General features: G+C 55.0%; 13 protein-coding genes and 1 other annotated feature. Of the genes, 10 read left to right on the top strand and 3 right to left on the bottom strand.

Annotated features, from left to right (window positions below):
- Positions 1-399: 399 nt before the first annotated feature.
- The 6 genes from ABFI50_RS12405 (at position 400) to ABFI50_RS12430 (ending at position 6,714) form a co-directional block, all read left to right on the top strand.
- Positions 400-1,086, top strand: coding sequence for a tRNA/rRNA methyltransferase (locus ABFI50_RS12405; RefSeq protein WP_023336742.1), 687 nt, complete (start codon positions 400-402; stop codon positions 1,084-1,086).
- Between the two features lie 211 nt (positions 1,087-1,297).
- Positions 1,298-1,366, top strand: coding sequence for a thr operon leader peptide (thrL, locus tag ABFI50_RS12410; RefSeq protein ID WP_015572623.1), 69 nt, complete (start codon positions 1,298-1,300; stop codon positions 1,364-1,366).
- Positions 1,305-1,422, top strand: a sequence feature (Thr leader region). (Overlaps the previous gene by 62 nt.)
- Before the next feature lie 24 nt (positions 1,423-1,446).
- Positions 1,447-3,909: a bifunctional aspartate kinase/homoserine dehydrogenase I gene (gene thrA / locus ABFI50_RS12415; protein WP_014882481.1), complete on the top strand. Its 2,463-nt coding sequence runs from the start codon at positions 1,447-1,449 to the stop codon at positions 3,907-3,909.
- Position 3,910: 1 nt separating this feature from the next.
- On the top strand, positions 3,911-4,840 hold the full coding sequence (gene thrB / locus ABFI50_RS12420) for a homoserine kinase (protein ID WP_014882482.1): 930 nt from the start codon (positions 3,911-3,913) through the stop codon (positions 4,838-4,840).
- A 3-nt stretch (positions 4,841-4,843) separates the two neighbouring features.
- Positions 4,844-6,130 carry a threonine synthase gene (thrC, locus tag ABFI50_RS12425; RefSeq protein ID WP_023332051.1) on the top strand — a complete coding sequence of 429 codons (1,287 nt, stop codon included), beginning with the start codon at positions 4,844-4,846 and terminating at the stop codon, positions 6,128-6,130.
- A gap of 290 nt (positions 6,131-6,420) precedes the next feature.
- A complete protein-coding gene (locus ABFI50_RS12430; protein WP_047026738.1) occupies positions 6,421-6,714 on the top strand; it encodes a DUF2502 domain-containing protein in 294 nt (97 codons plus the stop codon).
- 32 nt (positions 6,715-6,746) lie between these two features.
- Here ABFI50_RS12430 and yaaA read toward each other — a convergent pair whose 3' ends face one another.
- Together yaaA and ABFI50_RS12440 are read right to left on the bottom strand one after the other, a co-directional pair.
- A complete protein-coding gene (yaaA, locus tag ABFI50_RS12435; RefSeq protein WP_014882485.1) occupies positions 6,747-7,520 on the bottom strand; it encodes a peroxide stress protein YaaA in 774 nt (257 codons plus the stop codon).
- A gap of 66 nt (positions 7,521-7,586) precedes the next feature.
- Entirely contained in the window at positions 7,587-9,017 is a 1,431-nt protein-coding gene (locus tag ABFI50_RS12440; protein WP_023336743.1) for a sodium:alanine symporter family protein, read from the bottom strand.
- Between the two features lie 262 nt (positions 9,018-9,279).
- On the opposite strand from ABFI50_RS12440, the gene tal reads away from it, so the two are divergent.
- The 3 genes from tal (at position 9,280) to ABFI50_RS12455 (ending at position 12,376) form a co-directional block, all read left to right on the top strand.
- Complete coding sequence (tal, locus tag ABFI50_RS12445) at positions 9,280-10,233, top strand: transaldolase (protein ID WP_014882487.1); 954 nt, start codon at positions 9,280-9,282, stop codon at positions 10,231-10,233.
- A gap of 110 nt (positions 10,234-10,343) precedes the next feature.
- Positions 10,344-10,931 (top strand): molybdopterin adenylyltransferase, encoded by a 588-nt coding sequence (mog, locus tag ABFI50_RS12450; RefSeq protein ID WP_032637529.1) that lies wholly within the window; start codon positions 10,344-10,346, stop codon positions 10,929-10,931.
- Between the two features lie 122 nt (positions 10,932-11,053).
- The gene (locus tag ABFI50_RS12455) at positions 11,054-12,376 is read left to right on the top strand and encodes an MFS transporter (RefSeq protein WP_213782961.1); all 1,323 of its coding nucleotides are present in this window, start codon (positions 11,054-11,056) and stop codon (positions 12,374-12,376) included.
- Here ABFI50_RS12455 and satP read toward each other — a convergent pair.
- Entirely contained in the window at positions 12,353-12,919 is a 567-nt protein-coding gene (gene satP / locus ABFI50_RS12460) for an acetate uptake transporter (RefSeq protein ID WP_023332055.1), read from the bottom strand. The two genes, ABFI50_RS12455 and satP, sit on opposite strands and share 24 nt — an antisense overlap.
- A 295-nt stretch (positions 12,920-13,214) precedes the next feature.
- Between satP and dnaK the strand changes: the two genes are divergently transcribed.
- Positions 13,215-15,128 carry a molecular chaperone DnaK gene (dnaK, locus tag ABFI50_RS12465; RefSeq protein ID WP_023332056.1) on the top strand — a complete coding sequence of 638 codons (1,914 nt, stop codon included), beginning with the start codon at positions 13,215-13,217 and terminating at the stop codon, positions 15,126-15,128.
- Position 15,129 lies beyond the last annotated feature (1 nt).

The following is a 15,129-nucleotide window of genomic DNA, read 5'->3' on the forward strand; positions in this document are numbered from 1 at the left end:
CAGGCTAAGTGACACCAGACACCCAATAAAACTACGCTTCGTTGACATATATCAAGTTCAATTGTAGCACGTTAACAGTTTGATGAAATCATCGTAGCCGAATGCTAGCCTTTGTCACAATTTTTCAATAAACCAACTAGTTGCGGACATTGATATATAAACGAAGCGAATCCAATCAGAATAGGGTATTCATGATGCCATTATCATTATAAAACATAAGGATAATGGTCTTCTGTTAACATTCTAACTGATTGTTCAGACACAAAATAGTTTAGCGTCTTTAATTTGTTATGAAACGCTATTTCGGTGATTTGTGTTGCAAATTTGTAAATTTGCGCTGCGTAATATGTTGAAGTACATCACATTTTTACCCGCTAACTGATTAAAAAGAGAGCATAAATGCATCTGTCGATTGTACTGGTCGCCCCAGCCAGAGCAGAAAATATAGGCGCTGCGGCGCGTGCCATGAAGACCATGGGTTTTACCGATTTACGTATTGTGGACAGCACTGCGCACCTGGAGCCTGCTGCCCGCTGGGTGGCGCATGGTTCGGGAGATATTCTCGATAATATAACGACTTACGCTACGCTTGCCGACGCACTGCATGACATTTCGTTTACCGTTGCGACCACCGCCCGCAGCCGCGCGAAGTTCCATTACTACGCCACGCCTGCTGAGCTGGTGCCCATGCTGGAAGAGAAAAGCCAGTGGCTTGAGAAAGCGGCGCTGGTGTTTGGCCGCGAAGATTCCGGACTCACTAACGAAGAGCTGGCACTGGCGGACGTTCTGACTGGCGCGCCGATGGTCGCGGATTATCCGTCTCTGAATTTAGGCCAGGCGGTCATGGTCTATTGCTATCAATTAGCATCCTTAATACAAATCCCCCAGCCGCCCGATACAGGAACCGATGAAAACCAGCTGGCTGCACTTCGCGCTCGCGTGGAGAACTTGCTCTTGCGGCTGGATGTGGCGGACGATCAAAAAATGGCTGACTGGCTACACCAGCGTCTCGGACGACTTGAGCAGCGGGACACGGCAATGTTGCACCGTTTGCTGCACGATATTGAAAAAAAATTAGCCGAGTAAAATGCTGTCATAAGTTTTTACTATGGCGAAATTGTCTGTCATGGAGGGTTGCATTTGGGGGAATCGGATGAAAATAAATCGGCAAACAGCGGGGCGTGAGTCTCTGCGGAATTGTGATCAAATTAAAAATTCATTGACTTAAGGTGCCCGATCCTTTAACCCTAAAAGAATACAGCACAGACAGATAATAATGACAGAGTACACAACATCCATGAAACGCATCAGCATCACCACCATTACTACAACCATCATCATTACCACAGGTAACGATGCGGGCTGACGCGTACAGGAAAAACAAAAAAAAGCCCGCACCTGAACAGTGCGGGCTTTTTTTTCGGCTAAAGGAAACGAGGTAGAACCATGAGAGTGTTGAAGTTCGGCGGTACATCAGTGGCAAATGCAGAACGTTTTCTGCGTGTTGCCGATATCCTGGAGAGCAACGCCAGGCAGGGGCAGGTTGCGACCGTGCTCTCTGCCCCGGCAAAAATCACGAACCATCTGGTGGCGATGATTGAAAAAACCATCGGTGGTCAGGATGCACTTCCGAACATCAGCGACGCCGAGCGTATCTTCGCTGAGCTGCTGCAGGGGCTGGCGGAGGCACAACCCGGCTTCCCGCTCGCACAGCTGAAGTCTTTCGTTGAGCAGGAGTTTGCTCAGATCAAACATGTGCTGCACGGTATCAGCCTGCTGGGCCAGTGTCCGGACAGCATCAACGCGGCGCTGATCTGCCGCGGTGAGAAACTGTCAATCGCCATCATGGCTGGCCTGCTGGAAGCGCGTGGCCACGGCGTGACCGTCATCAATCCGGTTGAAAAACTGCTTGCGGTGGGCCACTACCTCGAATCTACCGTTGATATTGCCGAATCAACCCGCCGTATCGCCGCGAGCAAAATCCCGTCTGACCACATGATCCTGATGGCGGGCTTTACCGCCGGAAATGAGAAGGGCGAGCTGGTGGTGCTGGGCCGTAACGGCTCCGACTACTCTGCCGCCGTGCTGGCTGCCTGTTTACGCGCAGACTGTTGTGAGATCTGGACTGACGTCGACGGCGTGTATACCTGCGACCCGCGCCAGGTACCGGACGCCAGGTTGCTGAAGTCGATGTCTTACCAGGAAGCGATGGAGCTTTCCTACTTCGGCGCCAAAGTGCTTCACCCACGTACCATCTCCCCGATTGCCCAGTTCCAGATCCCTTGCCTGATTAAAAACACCGGTAACCCGCAAGCGCCAGGCACGCTGATTGGTGCCAGCTCCGATGAAGATGGCCTGCCGGTGAAAGGCATCTCCAACCTGAATAACATGGCGATGTTCAGCGTCTCCGGTCCGGGAATGAAGGGCATGGTCGGCATGGCGGCGCGCGTATTTGCCGCAATGTCACGCAACGGTATCTCGGTGGTGCTGATCACGCAGTCCTCTTCCGAGTACAGCATCAGCTTCTGCGTGCCGCAGGCCGACTGCCTGCGCGCACGCCGTGCGCTGGAAGAAGAGTTTTATCTGGAGCTGAAAGAGGAGTTGCTGGAGCCGCTCTCCATTCAGGAGCGTCTGGCCGTCATCTCCGTCGTGGGCGACGGGATGCGCACCCTGCGCGGTATCTCCGCGAAGTTCTTTGCCGCGCTGGCCCGCGCCAACATCAATATCGTGGCGATTGCCCAGGGCTCGTCTGAGCGTTCTATTTCCGTCGTGGTGGATAACGACGATGCCACCACCGGCGTGCGCGTGGTGCATCAGATGCTGTTCAATACCGATCAGGTCATAGAACTGTTCCTGATTGGCGTGGGCGGTGTCGGCGGCGCGCTGCTCGAGCAGGTGAAGCGTCAGCAGGCGTGGCTCAAGAAGAAGCATATCGATCTGCGCGTCTGCGGTATTGCCAATTCCAGAGCGCTACTGACCAATGTGCATGGTCTGAATCTTGAAAACTGGCAGGCCGGGCTGGAAGAGGCGAAAGAGCCGTTTAATCTGGGTCGCCTTATCCGTCTGGTAAAAGAGTACCATCTGCTTAACCCGGTGATTGTCGACTGTACGTCAAACCAGGCCGTTGCCGACCAGTATGCGGATTTCCTGCGCGAAGGCTTCCACGTGGTGACGCCGAACAAAAAGGCCAACACCTCGTCGATGGATTACTATCACCAGCTGCGTCTGGCGGCGAGCAAGTCGCGTCGTAAGTTCCTGTACGACACCAACGTGGGCGCAGGCCTGCCGGTTATCGAAAATCTGCAAAATCTGCTGAATGCGGGCGACGAACTGCAGCGCTTCTCCGGCATTCTCTCCGGCTCCCTGTCGTTTATCTTTGGCAAGCTGGACGAGGGCATGAGCCTCTCGGAAGCCACCCGCGCCGCGCGCGAGCTGGGCTATACCGAGCCGGATCCACGTGACGATCTCTCCGGCATGGACGTGGCGCGTAAGCTGCTGATCCTCGTGCGCGAAACCGGTCGCGAGCTGGAGCTTTCGGATATTGTGATTGAGCCCGTGTTGCCAGCCGAGTTTGACAGCAGCGGTGATGTCAGCACCTTTATGGCGAATTTACCCCAGCTTGACGATGCTTTTGCCGCGCGCGTGGCGAAAGCCCGTGATGAAGGTAAGGTATTGCGCTATGTTGGCAACATTGAAGAAGATGGCGTGTGCCGGGTGAAGATTGCCGAAGTGGATGGCAACGACCCGCTGTACAAAGTCAAAAACGGCGAAAACGCCCTCGCGTTTTACAGCCACTATTATCAGCCATTGCCGCTGGTGCTTCGCGGCTATGGCGCAGGGAACGATGTGACAGCGGCGGGTGTGTTTGCCGATCTGTTGCGTACCCTGTCATGGAAGTTAGGAGTTTAACATGGTCAAAGTTTATGCCCCGGCTTCCAGCGCCAATATGAGCGTCGGATTCGATGTGCTGGGTGCGGCGGTCACGCCGGTGGACGGTTCGCTGTTGGGCGATACGGTTACGGTTGAGGCGGCGGCGAGTTTCAGCCTCAATAACGTGGGCCGATTCGCCAGCAAACTGCCGTCCGACCCGCGCGAGAATATCGTCTATCAGTGCTGGGAACGCTTCTGTCAGGAGATCGGCAAAAACGTGCCGGTCGCCATGACGCTGGAAAAAAGTATGCCGATTGGTTCGGGGCTGGGCTCCAGCGCCTGTTCCGTGGTTGCCGCGCTGGTGGCGATGAACGAGCACTGCGGCAAGCCGTTGAATAACAGCCGCCTGCTGGGGTTAATGGGCGAGCTGGAAGGGCGTATCTCCGGCAGTATCCACTATGACAATGTGGCACCGTGCTTCCTTGGCGGTATGCAGCTGATGATCGAAGAAAATGGCATCATCAGCCAGCAGGTGCCAGGGTTTGATGAGTGGCTGTGGGTGCTGGCGTATCCGGGGATTAAGGTCTCTACCGCGGAAGCGCGTGCGATCCTGCCTGCGCAATATCGTCGTCAGGACTGTATTGCTCACGGACGTCATCTGGCGGGCTTTATCCACGCCTGCTATACCCGTCAGCCGCAGCTGGCGGCGAAGCTGATGAAAGATGTCATTGCCGAGCCGTACCGCACGAAGCTGCTGCCTGGCTTTAACGAGGCGCGACAGGCCGCCATGGATATCGGCGCGCAGGCGTGCGGCATCTCCGGCTCCGGCCCGACGCTGTTCGCCCTGTGCGATAAGCCAGACACCGCGCAGCGCGTGGCGGACTGGCTCTCTAAACACTACCTGCAAAATCAGGAAGGCTTTGTTCATATTTGCCGTCTGGACACGGCTGGCGCACGAGTACTGGGATAACGAATGAAACTCTATAACCTTAAAGATCATAACGAGCAGGTCAGCTTCGCGCAGGCAGTGACTCAGGGGCTGGGCAAAAATCAGGGGCTGTTCTTCCCGCATGACCTGCCGGAATTTCAGCTGACCGAGATTGATGAACTGCTGAAGCAGGACTTTGTCACCCGCAGCACCAAAATTCTGTCTGCGTTTATCGGCGACGAAATCCCTCAGGAGCTGCTGGAAGAGCGCGTGCGTGCGGCGTTTGCCTTCCCGGCTCCGGTGCAGCAGGTGGAGCCTGACGTCGGTTGTCTGGAGCTGTTCCACGGCCCGACCCTGGCGTTTAAAGACTTCGGCGGCCGCTTTATGGCGCAGATGCTGACCCACATCAGCGGCGACAAGCCGGTGACCATTCTGACAGCCACCTCCGGCGATACCGGTGCCGCGGTCGCGCATGCGTTCTACGGCCTGAAAAACGTCCGCGTGGTGATCCTCTATCCAAAAGGCAAAATCAGCCCGCTGCAGGAAAAACTGTTCTGTACGCTCGGCGGCAACATTGAGACCGTGGCGATCGACGGTGACTTTGATGCCTGTCAGGCGCTGGTCAAGCAGGCGTTCGATGATGAAGAGCTGAAGGCCGCGCTGGGGCTGAATTCCGCCAACTCCATCAACATCAGCCGTCTGCTGGCGCAGATTTGCTACTACTTCGAAGCGGTAGCGCAGCTGCCGCAGGAAGCGCGCAATCAGCTGGTGGTGTCCGTACCAAGCGGTAACTTCGGTGACCTGACGGCGGGATTACTGGCGAAATCGCTCGGTCTGCCGGTGAAGCGCTTTATCGCCGCTACCAACGCCAACGACACCGTGCCGCGCTTCCTGAAAGACGGGAAATGGGCACCGAACGCGACGCAGGCAACGCTCTCCAATGCCATGGATGTGTCACAGCCAAACAACTGGCCGCGCGTGGAAGAGCTGTTCCGCCGCAAGGTATGGCGTCTGGTGGACCTGGGCTACGCGGCGGTGACGGATGAGACCACTAAAGCGACCATGCGCGAGCTGAAGGCGGTGGGATATACCTCTGAGCCGCACGCGGCAATTGCGTATCGCGCACTGCGCGACCAGCTCAACCCGGGGGAATATGGTCTGTTCCTCGGTACCGCCCATCCCGCCAAGTTCAAAGAGAGCGTGGAAGCGATCCTGGGCGAAACGCTGCCGCTGCCAAAAGAGCTGGCCGAGCGTGCCGACCTGCCGCTGTTGTCACACGAGCTGCCTGCGGATTTTGCCGCGCTGCGTAAGTTGATGATGACTCGCGCGTGATTGTGTTGCCCGGTGGCGGCTACGCCTTACCGGACCTACGGGGTTTGTAGGCCAGGTAAGCGCAGCGCCACCCGGCAAAAGCAGCACCGATTTTTAGGCCGGGAAAGGCGAAGCCGCCACCCGGCTTTTTTTGTGAAGAAAATAAGGAGGAATAAAGCAGGAAAAAAGCAGAAATTCCCAATAAATGCGGTCACTTAGCGTTTAGGATTGCAGAGAATAACATCCCCCGTTCCCCTCGCGTACTCTCCTTACATCGGCCCACGTTGGGCAAGAAGAATAAGGAGTCACAGATGTCTACACTGAAACCTGCACTCATCGCGCTTTCACTGGTGCTGGTCGCTCCCATGGCGGCACAGGCATCCGAAATCACCCTCGTACCGGCGGTTAAACTGCAGATTGGCGACCGGGACAACAGCGGGCATTACTGGGACGGCGGCCGCTGGCGCGACCACGACTGGTGGAAGGCGCATTATGACTGGCGTGATAACCACTGGCGCCCGCATGTCGAACATCGCGATCGCGACGATCGACACGACCATCATCATGACGATCGCCATCCAGGGCCGGACTGGAAGCACCATTAATGCAACACCCCGCCAGCAGGCGGGATGTTGTTTTACTGTTCGTGGCGTTTAAAGACCAGTTCGCCTTTCCCCGACGCGTCTTCGTCAAAGAAATAGCCTTCGCTGTTAAAACCGGTCAGCTGCTCCGGCTTGGTCAGGCGGTTCTGAATGATATAGCGGCTCATGAGGCCCCGCGCCTTTTTGGCATAGAAGCTGATGACCTTGAACTTGCCGTTTTTCTCATCCAGGAAGACCGGCTTGATGATCTCCGCATCCAGCTTTTTCGGTTTCACCGACTTGTAGTATTCATCGGATGCCAGGTTAATCACCACGTTATCGCCCTGAGCGCGTAGCGCCGCGTTCAGCTTGTCGGTGATGATTTCGCCCCAGAAATGGTACAAGTCTTTGCCTTTGGCGTTTTCCAGACGAATGCCCATCTCCAGACGGTACGGCTGCATTAGATCCAGCGGACGCAGTACGCCATACAGACCCGACAGCATACGCAGATGCTGCTGGGCAAAATCGAAGTCGGCTTCACTGAAGTCTTCCGCCTGCAGACCGGTATAGACATCACCTTTAAACGCCAGAATCGCCTGACGCGCGTTAGCAGGGGTGAAATCCGGATGCCATTCATGGAATCGGGTCGCGTTAAGGTCTGCCAGCTTGTCGCTGATGCCCATCAGCGAGGCGATTTGCGGCGCAGAGAGCTTGCGCGCTTCACGGATCAGCTGCTGTGAATAATCCAGCAGTTCTGGCTGGGTATAGCGCTCGGTGGCGAGCGGGCTCTGGTAGTCGAGCGTTTTTGCAGGTGAAATCAGAATCAGCATATCCAGTCCTTGCAGGAAATTTAGAGCGACTTTAACAAAAAATCGCCCTGAATTGATCGATAGCTGTTATCGCCGGGGCAAATCATCCCAGGTGCCAGGGGCAAGTTGTGACGCAATTTCGGGGTAACGTGACGCATCAAATACCGGGGCAACCCCCAGCTTGCGCTGGCGAAGATAATCTTTGGCAATAAGCGTCACAACGGGGGAGAGCAGCAGGATCGCCGTCAGGTTAGTGATTGCCATTAGCGCCATAATGACATCCGCCAGCTGCCAGATCATAGGCATCGTCAGAAGGGCGCCCGCGAACACCATCAGTATCACCCCCAGGCGAAGCAGGAGGATAGCAGGGCGAGCGTTGAATCTCAGGAAAATGAGGTTGTTTTCAGCGTACAGATAGTTGACCACAATTGAGCTGAAGGAGAACAACATCAGTATGAGCGAGACAAAGCCAGCCCCCCAGCCGCCGGTCAGGTTCACCAGCGCCTGCTGAAGAAATTGTATTCCGACGGCATCCGAGGTATGGGGTACCGGGCCGGCCAGCAGGAGGATCATGGCACTGGCGGAACAGATGATCACCGTATCCATAAAGACGCCGATCATCTGCACAATACCCTGCGCAGCCGGGTGTGGCGGCCACGAAGAGGCGGCCGCTGCGACGTTGGGAGTGGAACCCATTCCGGCTTCATTGGAGAACATGCCCCGTTGAAAACCTGCCATCAATGCCTGGCTGAGGGTATAGCCCAACGCGCCTGATGCGACTTCTCGCCAGCCAAAGGCGCTTTTAAAGATGGACGCAATGACCCCCGGAACCTGTTCGAAATGCAGTGCTGCAACGACCAGACTCGCGGCAACCCAGAGCAGGGCCATAATGGGCACCAGCCACTGCATCAGGCGGGCGACGCCCCTAAGGCCGGCAGAAATGGCGAGCAAAACAAAGAGGGCTAACACGCTGCCCGTGAGCCACTCCGGACAGGAGAAGGTATAGCGCAGAGCATGGGCAACCGAGTTTGACTGGACGGTATTAAAAATGAGGCCGTATGCGAACAGTAAAAAAAGCGAGAACAGCACGCCCATCCAGCGCATCCCTAAGCCACGCGCCATATACCATGACGGGCCGCCACGAAACTGTCCGCTTTTATCCTTCTCTTTGTAGAGTTGCGCCAGCGAACTTTCGGCGAAAGAGGTGGCCATTCCCAGAAGTGCCGTGACCCACATCCAGAACACTGCGCCAGGCCCTCCTGCGCTGATGGCCAGCGCAACGCCTGCCAGATTGCCGCTGCCAAGGCGTGCCGCAAGGCTGGTACACAGCGCCTGAAACGAGGTGAGTCCGCCCGGATGGGGCGTGACGCTGTTTTTCAGACTTCTGCCAAACTTGCGAATATAGCGAAACTGGATAAACCCACTGCGTAGCGTAAACCAGATACCTGCTCCCAGGAGCAGGTAAATCATTATCGAACCCCAGAGGACTTCGTTAATAAAGAAAAAGAAATCAGGCATTAACGTCCCTCTTGTTGATGCCAATGTGAATATGTAAGCGCTACCACTGATTGGGCATGCTGTTGCTTAGCAGCCTGTTAATATTCTCAGTTTATCATACTCTGCCTAAGCGCACTGTCTGCGGTTGCGCTACCCCTCCGTCGTGTTATCATCAGGGCAGACCGGTTACATCCCCCTAACAAGTAAACCTGTCATTTTTCCGCTGCAGGCATGCTGTCGGTAGCGTGAATTATCCAGGGCACGTTAAAAGAGAAACACTATCATGACGGATAAATTGACCTCCCTTCGTCAGTTCACCACTGTCGTAGCTGACACCGGAGATATCGCGGCAATGAAGCTGTACCAGCCGCAGGATGCCACAACTAACCCTTCTCTGATCCTTAACGCCGCACAGATCCCTGAGTATCGCAAACTGATTGACGAGGCCGTGACCTGGGCGAAAGCACAGAGCAATGACCGCGCGCAGCAGGTTGTGGATGCCACTGATAAACTGGCCGTGAACATCGGTCTGGAAATTCTGAAACTGGTCCCGGGCCGTATCTCCACCGAAGTGGATGCACGTCTGTCCTACGACACCGAAGCGTCAATTGCTAAAGCAAAACGTCTGATCAAACTGTACAACGATGCGGGCATCAGCAACGACCGTATCCTGATCAAACTGGCGTCTACCTGGCAGGGCATCCGCGCGGCGGAGCAGCTGGAAAAAGAAGGCATCAACTGTAACCTGACCCTGCTGTTCTCCTTCGCGCAGGCGCGTGCTTGTGCTGAAGCTGGCGTATACCTGATTTCTCCGTTCGTAGGCCGTATTCTGGACTGGTACAAAGCCAACACCGACAAGAAAGAGTACGCGGCGTCTGAAGATCCAGGCGTGGTTTCTGTGACTGAAATCTACGAATACTACAAACAGCATGGTTATGAGACCGTGGTGATGGGCGCAAGCTTCCGTAACGTCGGTGAAATCATCGAACTGGCTGGCTGTGACCGTCTGACCATCGCACCTGCGCTGCTGAAAGAGCTGGCTGAAAGCGAAGGTACCATCGAGCGCAAACTGTCTTACACCGGTGAAGTGAAGGCGCGTCCAGAACGCATCACCGAATCCGAGTTCCTGTGGCAGCACAACCAGGATCCAATGGCGGTAGACAAACTGGCGGACGGTATCCGTAAGTTTGCTATTGACCAGGAAAAACTGGAAAAAATGATCGGCGACCTGCTGTAATCATTCTGCGTGACCGGGTCCCCGGTCACGCTACTTCTTTCGTACTCTGTCTGAATTTCCCCTCTGCGTGTATCATTCCCTTTAATCAGTACTTTTTGAATGGAATGGATATGAATACCTTACGCATCGGCTTAGTGTCGATTTCCGACCGCGCCTCCAGCGGCGTTTACCAGGATAAAGGCATCCCTGCTCTGGAAGAGTGGCTGGCAAGCGCGTTGACCACCCCGTTTGAGATCCAGACCCGCCTGATCCCGGACGAACAGCCAATCATCGAGCAGACCCTGTGTGAGCTGGTGGATGAAATGAGCTGTCACCTTGTGCTGACGACGGGCGGAACCGGCCCTGCGCGCCGCGATGTTACCCCGGACGCGACGCTGGCGATTGCCGATCGTGAAATGCCAGGCTTCGGTGAACAGATGCGTCAGATCAGTCTACACTTTGTCCCGACGGCCATTTTGTCTCGCCAGGTGGGGGTGATCCGCAAACAGGCGCTGATTCTGAACCTGCCGGGCCAGCCGAAGTCCATCAAAGAGACGCTGGAAGGACTGAAAGCGGAGGATGGCAGCGTCATCGTCCACGGCATCTTTGCAAGTGTACCGTATTGTATACAGCTGCTGGAGGGGCCGTACGTCGAGACGGACGACAAAGTGGTAGCAGCATTTCGTCCTAAAAGCGCCCGCCGCGAGACAATCTCCTGAAATTAATTAAAATGTGACATTAGCGTCAGCCGCAGTGGCGTGTAAATGGATTTACGATATAGTAATTTTTTCTTTACGATTGCTGTAAAAAATAATCCACAACACATGCACAATGGTTCGCTATGTCACATAACACCCGACCTCTGAATCGACAGGATTACAAAACCCTCTCGCTCGCCGCTCTGGGCGGCGCGCTAGAGTTTTACGACTTCATCATCTTTGTTTTCTTCGCCGCTGTGGTAGGGGAGTTGTTCTTCCCGGCGGATATCCCGGAATGGCTGCGACAGGTGCAAACCTTCGGCATTTTTGCTGCCGGATATCTGGCACGTCCGCTGGGCGGCATTGTGATGGCGCACTTTGGCGATCTGGTCGGGCGCAAGAAAATGTTTACCCTGAGTATCCTGCTGATGGCCGTGCCGACGCTGGCGATTGGCCTGCTGCCAACCTATGCCTCAATGGGTATTGTTGCCCCGTTATTGCTGCTACTGATGCGTATTCTTCAGGGGGCGGCGATCGGTGGTGAGGTACCGGGGGCGTGGGTGTTTGTTGCGGAACATGTTCCGGCGCGCCGCATTGGTATCGCCTGCGGCACCTTAACCGCGGGGTTAACGGTGGGGATTTTGCTTGGTTCCGTCGTTGCGACCATTGTAAACACCAGCATGACGCAGCAGGCTGTGCACGACTGGGGCTGGCGCTTACCGTTCCTGCTGGGCGGAGCGTTTGGCCTGGTGGCGATGTACCTGCGTCGCTGGTTGCAGGAGACGCCGATTTTCCTTGAGATGCAGCAGCGCAAAGCGCTGGCTCAGGAGTTGCCGGTCAAAGCCGTGGTGGTGCGCCATAAAAAAGCGGTCGTGGTGTCGATGCTGCTCACCTGGCTTCTCTCGGCGGGCATCGTAGTGGTGATTTTGATGTCGCCGGTCTGGCTGCAAAAACAGTACGGGTTCGCCCCGGCAGTGACGTTACAGGCGAACAGTATCGCGACCATTATGCTTTGCTTTGGCTGTCTTGCCGCCGGGCTGGCTGCCGATCGTTTCGGTGCCAGCGTGACCTTTATCGTCGGCAGCCTGTTACTGGCCGTATCAAGCTGGGCGTTTTACCATTTGGCAGGCAGCCACCCTGAACAGCTGTTCCTGCTGTACGGTGTAGTAGGCCTGTGCGTAGGCGTTGTCGGGGCGGTACCGTATGTGATGGTACGCGCGTTTCCGCCTGAGGTGCGCTTCACCGGCATCTCATTTTCTTACAACGTCTCGTATGCCATCTTTGGCGGACTGACGCCGATTGCGGTGACGGTATTGATGGGTGTGTCTCCCCTGGCGCCGGCCTGGTACGTGCTGGCGTTGTCGTTAATGGGGCTGGTATTGGGGATTTGGCTTCGGCAGTCAGGGGAAAATCGTGCCCGCGAGGCGGGCACGACAGACGAATCAGTGTTTTTCACCAATCGGTAGAATAGTGCGGCCGAACTGCTCGTTCAGCACTTCACCCATGGCCAGGTAGATAGCGCTTGCGCCGCATACCAGGCCAATCCAGCCTGCAACGTGTACGATGCCTTCGTTATCCACCAGGTGGCCGATGGCCAGCAGGGCGAACAGTACGGTCAGGCTCAGGAAGACGAACTGCAGCGCGCGGTTCCCCTTCAGCGTGCCGAAGAACATGAACAGGGTGAAGACGCCCCACAGACCCAGATACACGCCCAGGAAGTGGGCATTCGCTGCGTCTGCCAGACCCATTTTAGGCATCAGCAGGATAGCGACCAGCGTCAGCCAGAACGAGCCGTAAGAGGTGAAGGCGGTTAAGCCGAAGGTGTTGCCTTTCTTATATTCCAGCAGACCCGCGAAGATTTGTGCGATGCCGCCGTAAAAAATGCCCATCGCCAGGATAATGCCATCCATCGGGAACATCCCGATGTTGTGCAGGTTCAGCAGGATAGTGGTCATGCCAAAACCCATCAGGCCCAGCGGAGCCGGATTAGCCAACTTAGTGTTGCCCATAAGTCCTCAAAAAAATCATCATTAATATGGTGAAATGGTTAAACCCGCGTCATTACTCCCTGACGGGGCGCGGCATCATAATGGGCGCAATCGATGCCGTCTATGATCTCATCAGGGTGAAATTAAAAATTTTTTTACGCTTGCCCCTTGATGGATGCCGTAGCGACCCCATCTTGTAGTCAACCGCAGTGTGTGGACCTGAAAAAATCAAATCTGGGCAGTTGAAAAAGCACGTTCTGCCCTTATTACAGGTACACAACCACATGTTGACTGAATTTTTAGTGGAGACGTTTAGATGGGTAAAATTATTGGTATCGACCTGGGTACGACCAACTCTTGTGTAGCGATTATGGACGGCACTACTGCACGCGTGCTGGAGAACGCCGAGGGCGATCGCACCACGCCTTCTATCATTGCTTATACCCAGGATGGTGAAACTCTGGTTGGTCAGCCGGCTAAACGTCAGGCAGTGACAAACCCGCAAAATACCCTGTTTGCGATTAAACGCCTGATCGGCCGCCGCTTCCAGGACGAAGAAGTTCAGCGTGACGTTTCTATCATGCCTTATAAAATCATCGCAGCAGATAACGGCGATGCATGGCTTGATGTGAAAGGCACCAAAACTGCACCACCGCAGATCTCTGCTGAAGTGCTGAAAAAAATGAAGAAAACTGCTGAAGATTACCTGGGTGAGCCAGTAACTGAAGCCGTTATCACCGTACCTGCCTACTTTAACGATGCTCAGCGTCAGGCTACCAAAGATGCTGGCCGTATCGCAGGTCTGGAAGTAAAACGTATCATCAACGAACCTACCGCAGCGGCTCTGGCTTACGGTCTGGATAAAGAAGTGGGCAACCGCACTATCGCGGTTTACGACCTGGGTGGTGGTACCTTCGATATCTCTATTATCGAAATCGACGAAGTTGACGGCGAAAAAACCTTCGAAGTTCTGGCAACCAACGGTGATACCCACCTGGGTGGTGAAGACTTCGATACCCGTCTGATCAACTACCTCGTAGACGAGTTCAAGAAAGATCAGGGCATCGACCTGCGTAACGACCCGCTGGCCATGCAGCGCCTGAAAGAAGCCGCTGAGAAAGCGAAGATCGAACTGTCTTCCGCTCAGCAGACCGACGTTAACCTGCCGTACATTACTGCAGATGCGACCGGTCCTAAACACATGAACATCAAAGTGACCCGTGCAAAACTGGAAAGCCTGGTCGAAGACCTGGTGAACCGTTCTATCGAGCCACTGAAAGTTGCTCTGCAGGATGCTGGCCTGTCCGTGTCTGATATCAATGACGTTATCCTCGTTGGTGGTCAGACCCGTATGCCAATGGTCCAGAAGAAAGTGGCTGAGTTCTTCGGTAAAGAGCCACGTAAAGATGTTAACCCGGACGAAGCCGTTGCTATCGGTGCTGCCGTTCAGGGTGGTGTATTGACCGGTGAAGTGAAAGACGTTCTGCTGCTGGACGTTACCCCGCTGTCTCTGGGTATCGAAACCATGGGCGGCGTGATGACTGCGCTGATCACTAAAAACACCACTATCCCGACCAAGCACAGCCAGGTGTTCTCTACCGCTGAAGACAACCAGTCTGCGGTAACCATCCATGTGCTGCAGGGTGAGCGTAAACGTGCGTCTGATAACAAATCTCTGGGTCAGTTCAACCTGGATGGTATCAACCCGGCACCACGCGGCATGCCGCAGATCGAAGTGACCTTCGATATCGATGCTGACGGTATCCTGCACGTTTCCGCGAAAGACAAAAACAGCGGTAAAGAGCAGAAGATCACCATTAAGGCTTCTTCCGGTCTGAACGAAGAAGAGATCCAGAAAATGGTTCGTGAAGCAGAAGCGAACGCGGAATCTGACCGTAAGTTCGAAGAGCTGGTTCAGACCCGTAACCAGGGTGACCATCTGCTGCACAGCACCCGTAAGCAGGTTGAAGAAGCGGGCGACAAACTGCCAGCGGAAGACAAAACGTCTATCGAAGCTGCACTGACCGCGCTGGAAACGTCTCTGAAAGGCGAAGACAAAGCGGATATCGAAGCGAAGATGCAGGAGCTGGCACAGGCTTCCCAGAAGCTGATGGAAATTGCTCAGCAGCAGCACGCGCAGCAGCAAGCGGGCGCTGACGCTTCCGCGAACAACGCGAAAGACGACGACGTTGTCGACGCTGAGTTCGAAGAAGTTAAAGACAAAAAATAAT

It is taken from the genome of Enterobacter sp. HNDS-6, from assembly GCF_039850505.1.
GTDB lineage: Bacteria > Pseudomonadota > Gammaproteobacteria > Enterobacterales > Enterobacteriaceae > Enterobacter > Enterobacter kobei.

Coding starts and splice junctions, on each gene's coding strand:
- ABFI50_RS12405 (WP_023336742.1), top strand. CDS start 400: ATGCATCTGTCGATTGTACTGGTCGCCCCAGCCAGAGCAGAAAATATA.
- thrA (WP_014882481.1), top strand. CDS start 1,447: ATGAGAGTGTTGAAGTTCGGCGGTACATCAGTGGCAAATGCAGAACGT.
- thrB (WP_014882482.1), top strand. CDS start 3,911: ATGGTCAAAGTTTATGCCCCGGCTTCCAGCGCCAATATGAGCGTCGGA.
- thrC (WP_023332051.1), top strand. CDS start 4,844: ATGAAACTCTATAACCTTAAAGATCATAACGAGCAGGTCAGCTTCGCG.
- ABFI50_RS12430 (WP_047026738.1), top strand. CDS start 6,421: ATGTCTACACTGAAACCTGCACTCATCGCGCTTTCACTGGTGCTGGTC.
- yaaA (WP_014882485.1), bottom strand. CDS start 7,520: ATGCTGATTCTGATTTCACCTGCAAAAACGCTCGACTACCAGAGCCCG.
- ABFI50_RS12440 (WP_023336743.1), bottom strand. CDS start 9,017: ATGCCTGATTTCTTTTTCTTTATTAACGAAGTCCTCTGGGGTTCGATA.
- tal (WP_014882487.1), top strand. CDS start 9,280: ATGACGGATAAATTGACCTCCCTTCGTCAGTTCACCACTGTCGTAGCT.
- mog (WP_032637529.1), top strand. CDS start 10,344: ATGAATACCTTACGCATCGGCTTAGTGTCGATTTCCGACCGCGCCTCC.
- ABFI50_RS12455 (WP_213782961.1), top strand. CDS start 11,054: ATGTCACATAACACCCGACCTCTGAATCGACAGGATTACAAAACCCTC.
- satP (WP_023332055.1), bottom strand. CDS start 12,919: ATGGGCAACACTAAGTTGGCTAATCCGGCTCCGCTGGGCCTGATGGGT.
- dnaK (WP_023332056.1), top strand. CDS start 13,215: ATGGGTAAAATTATTGGTATCGACCTGGGTACGACCAACTCTTGTGTA.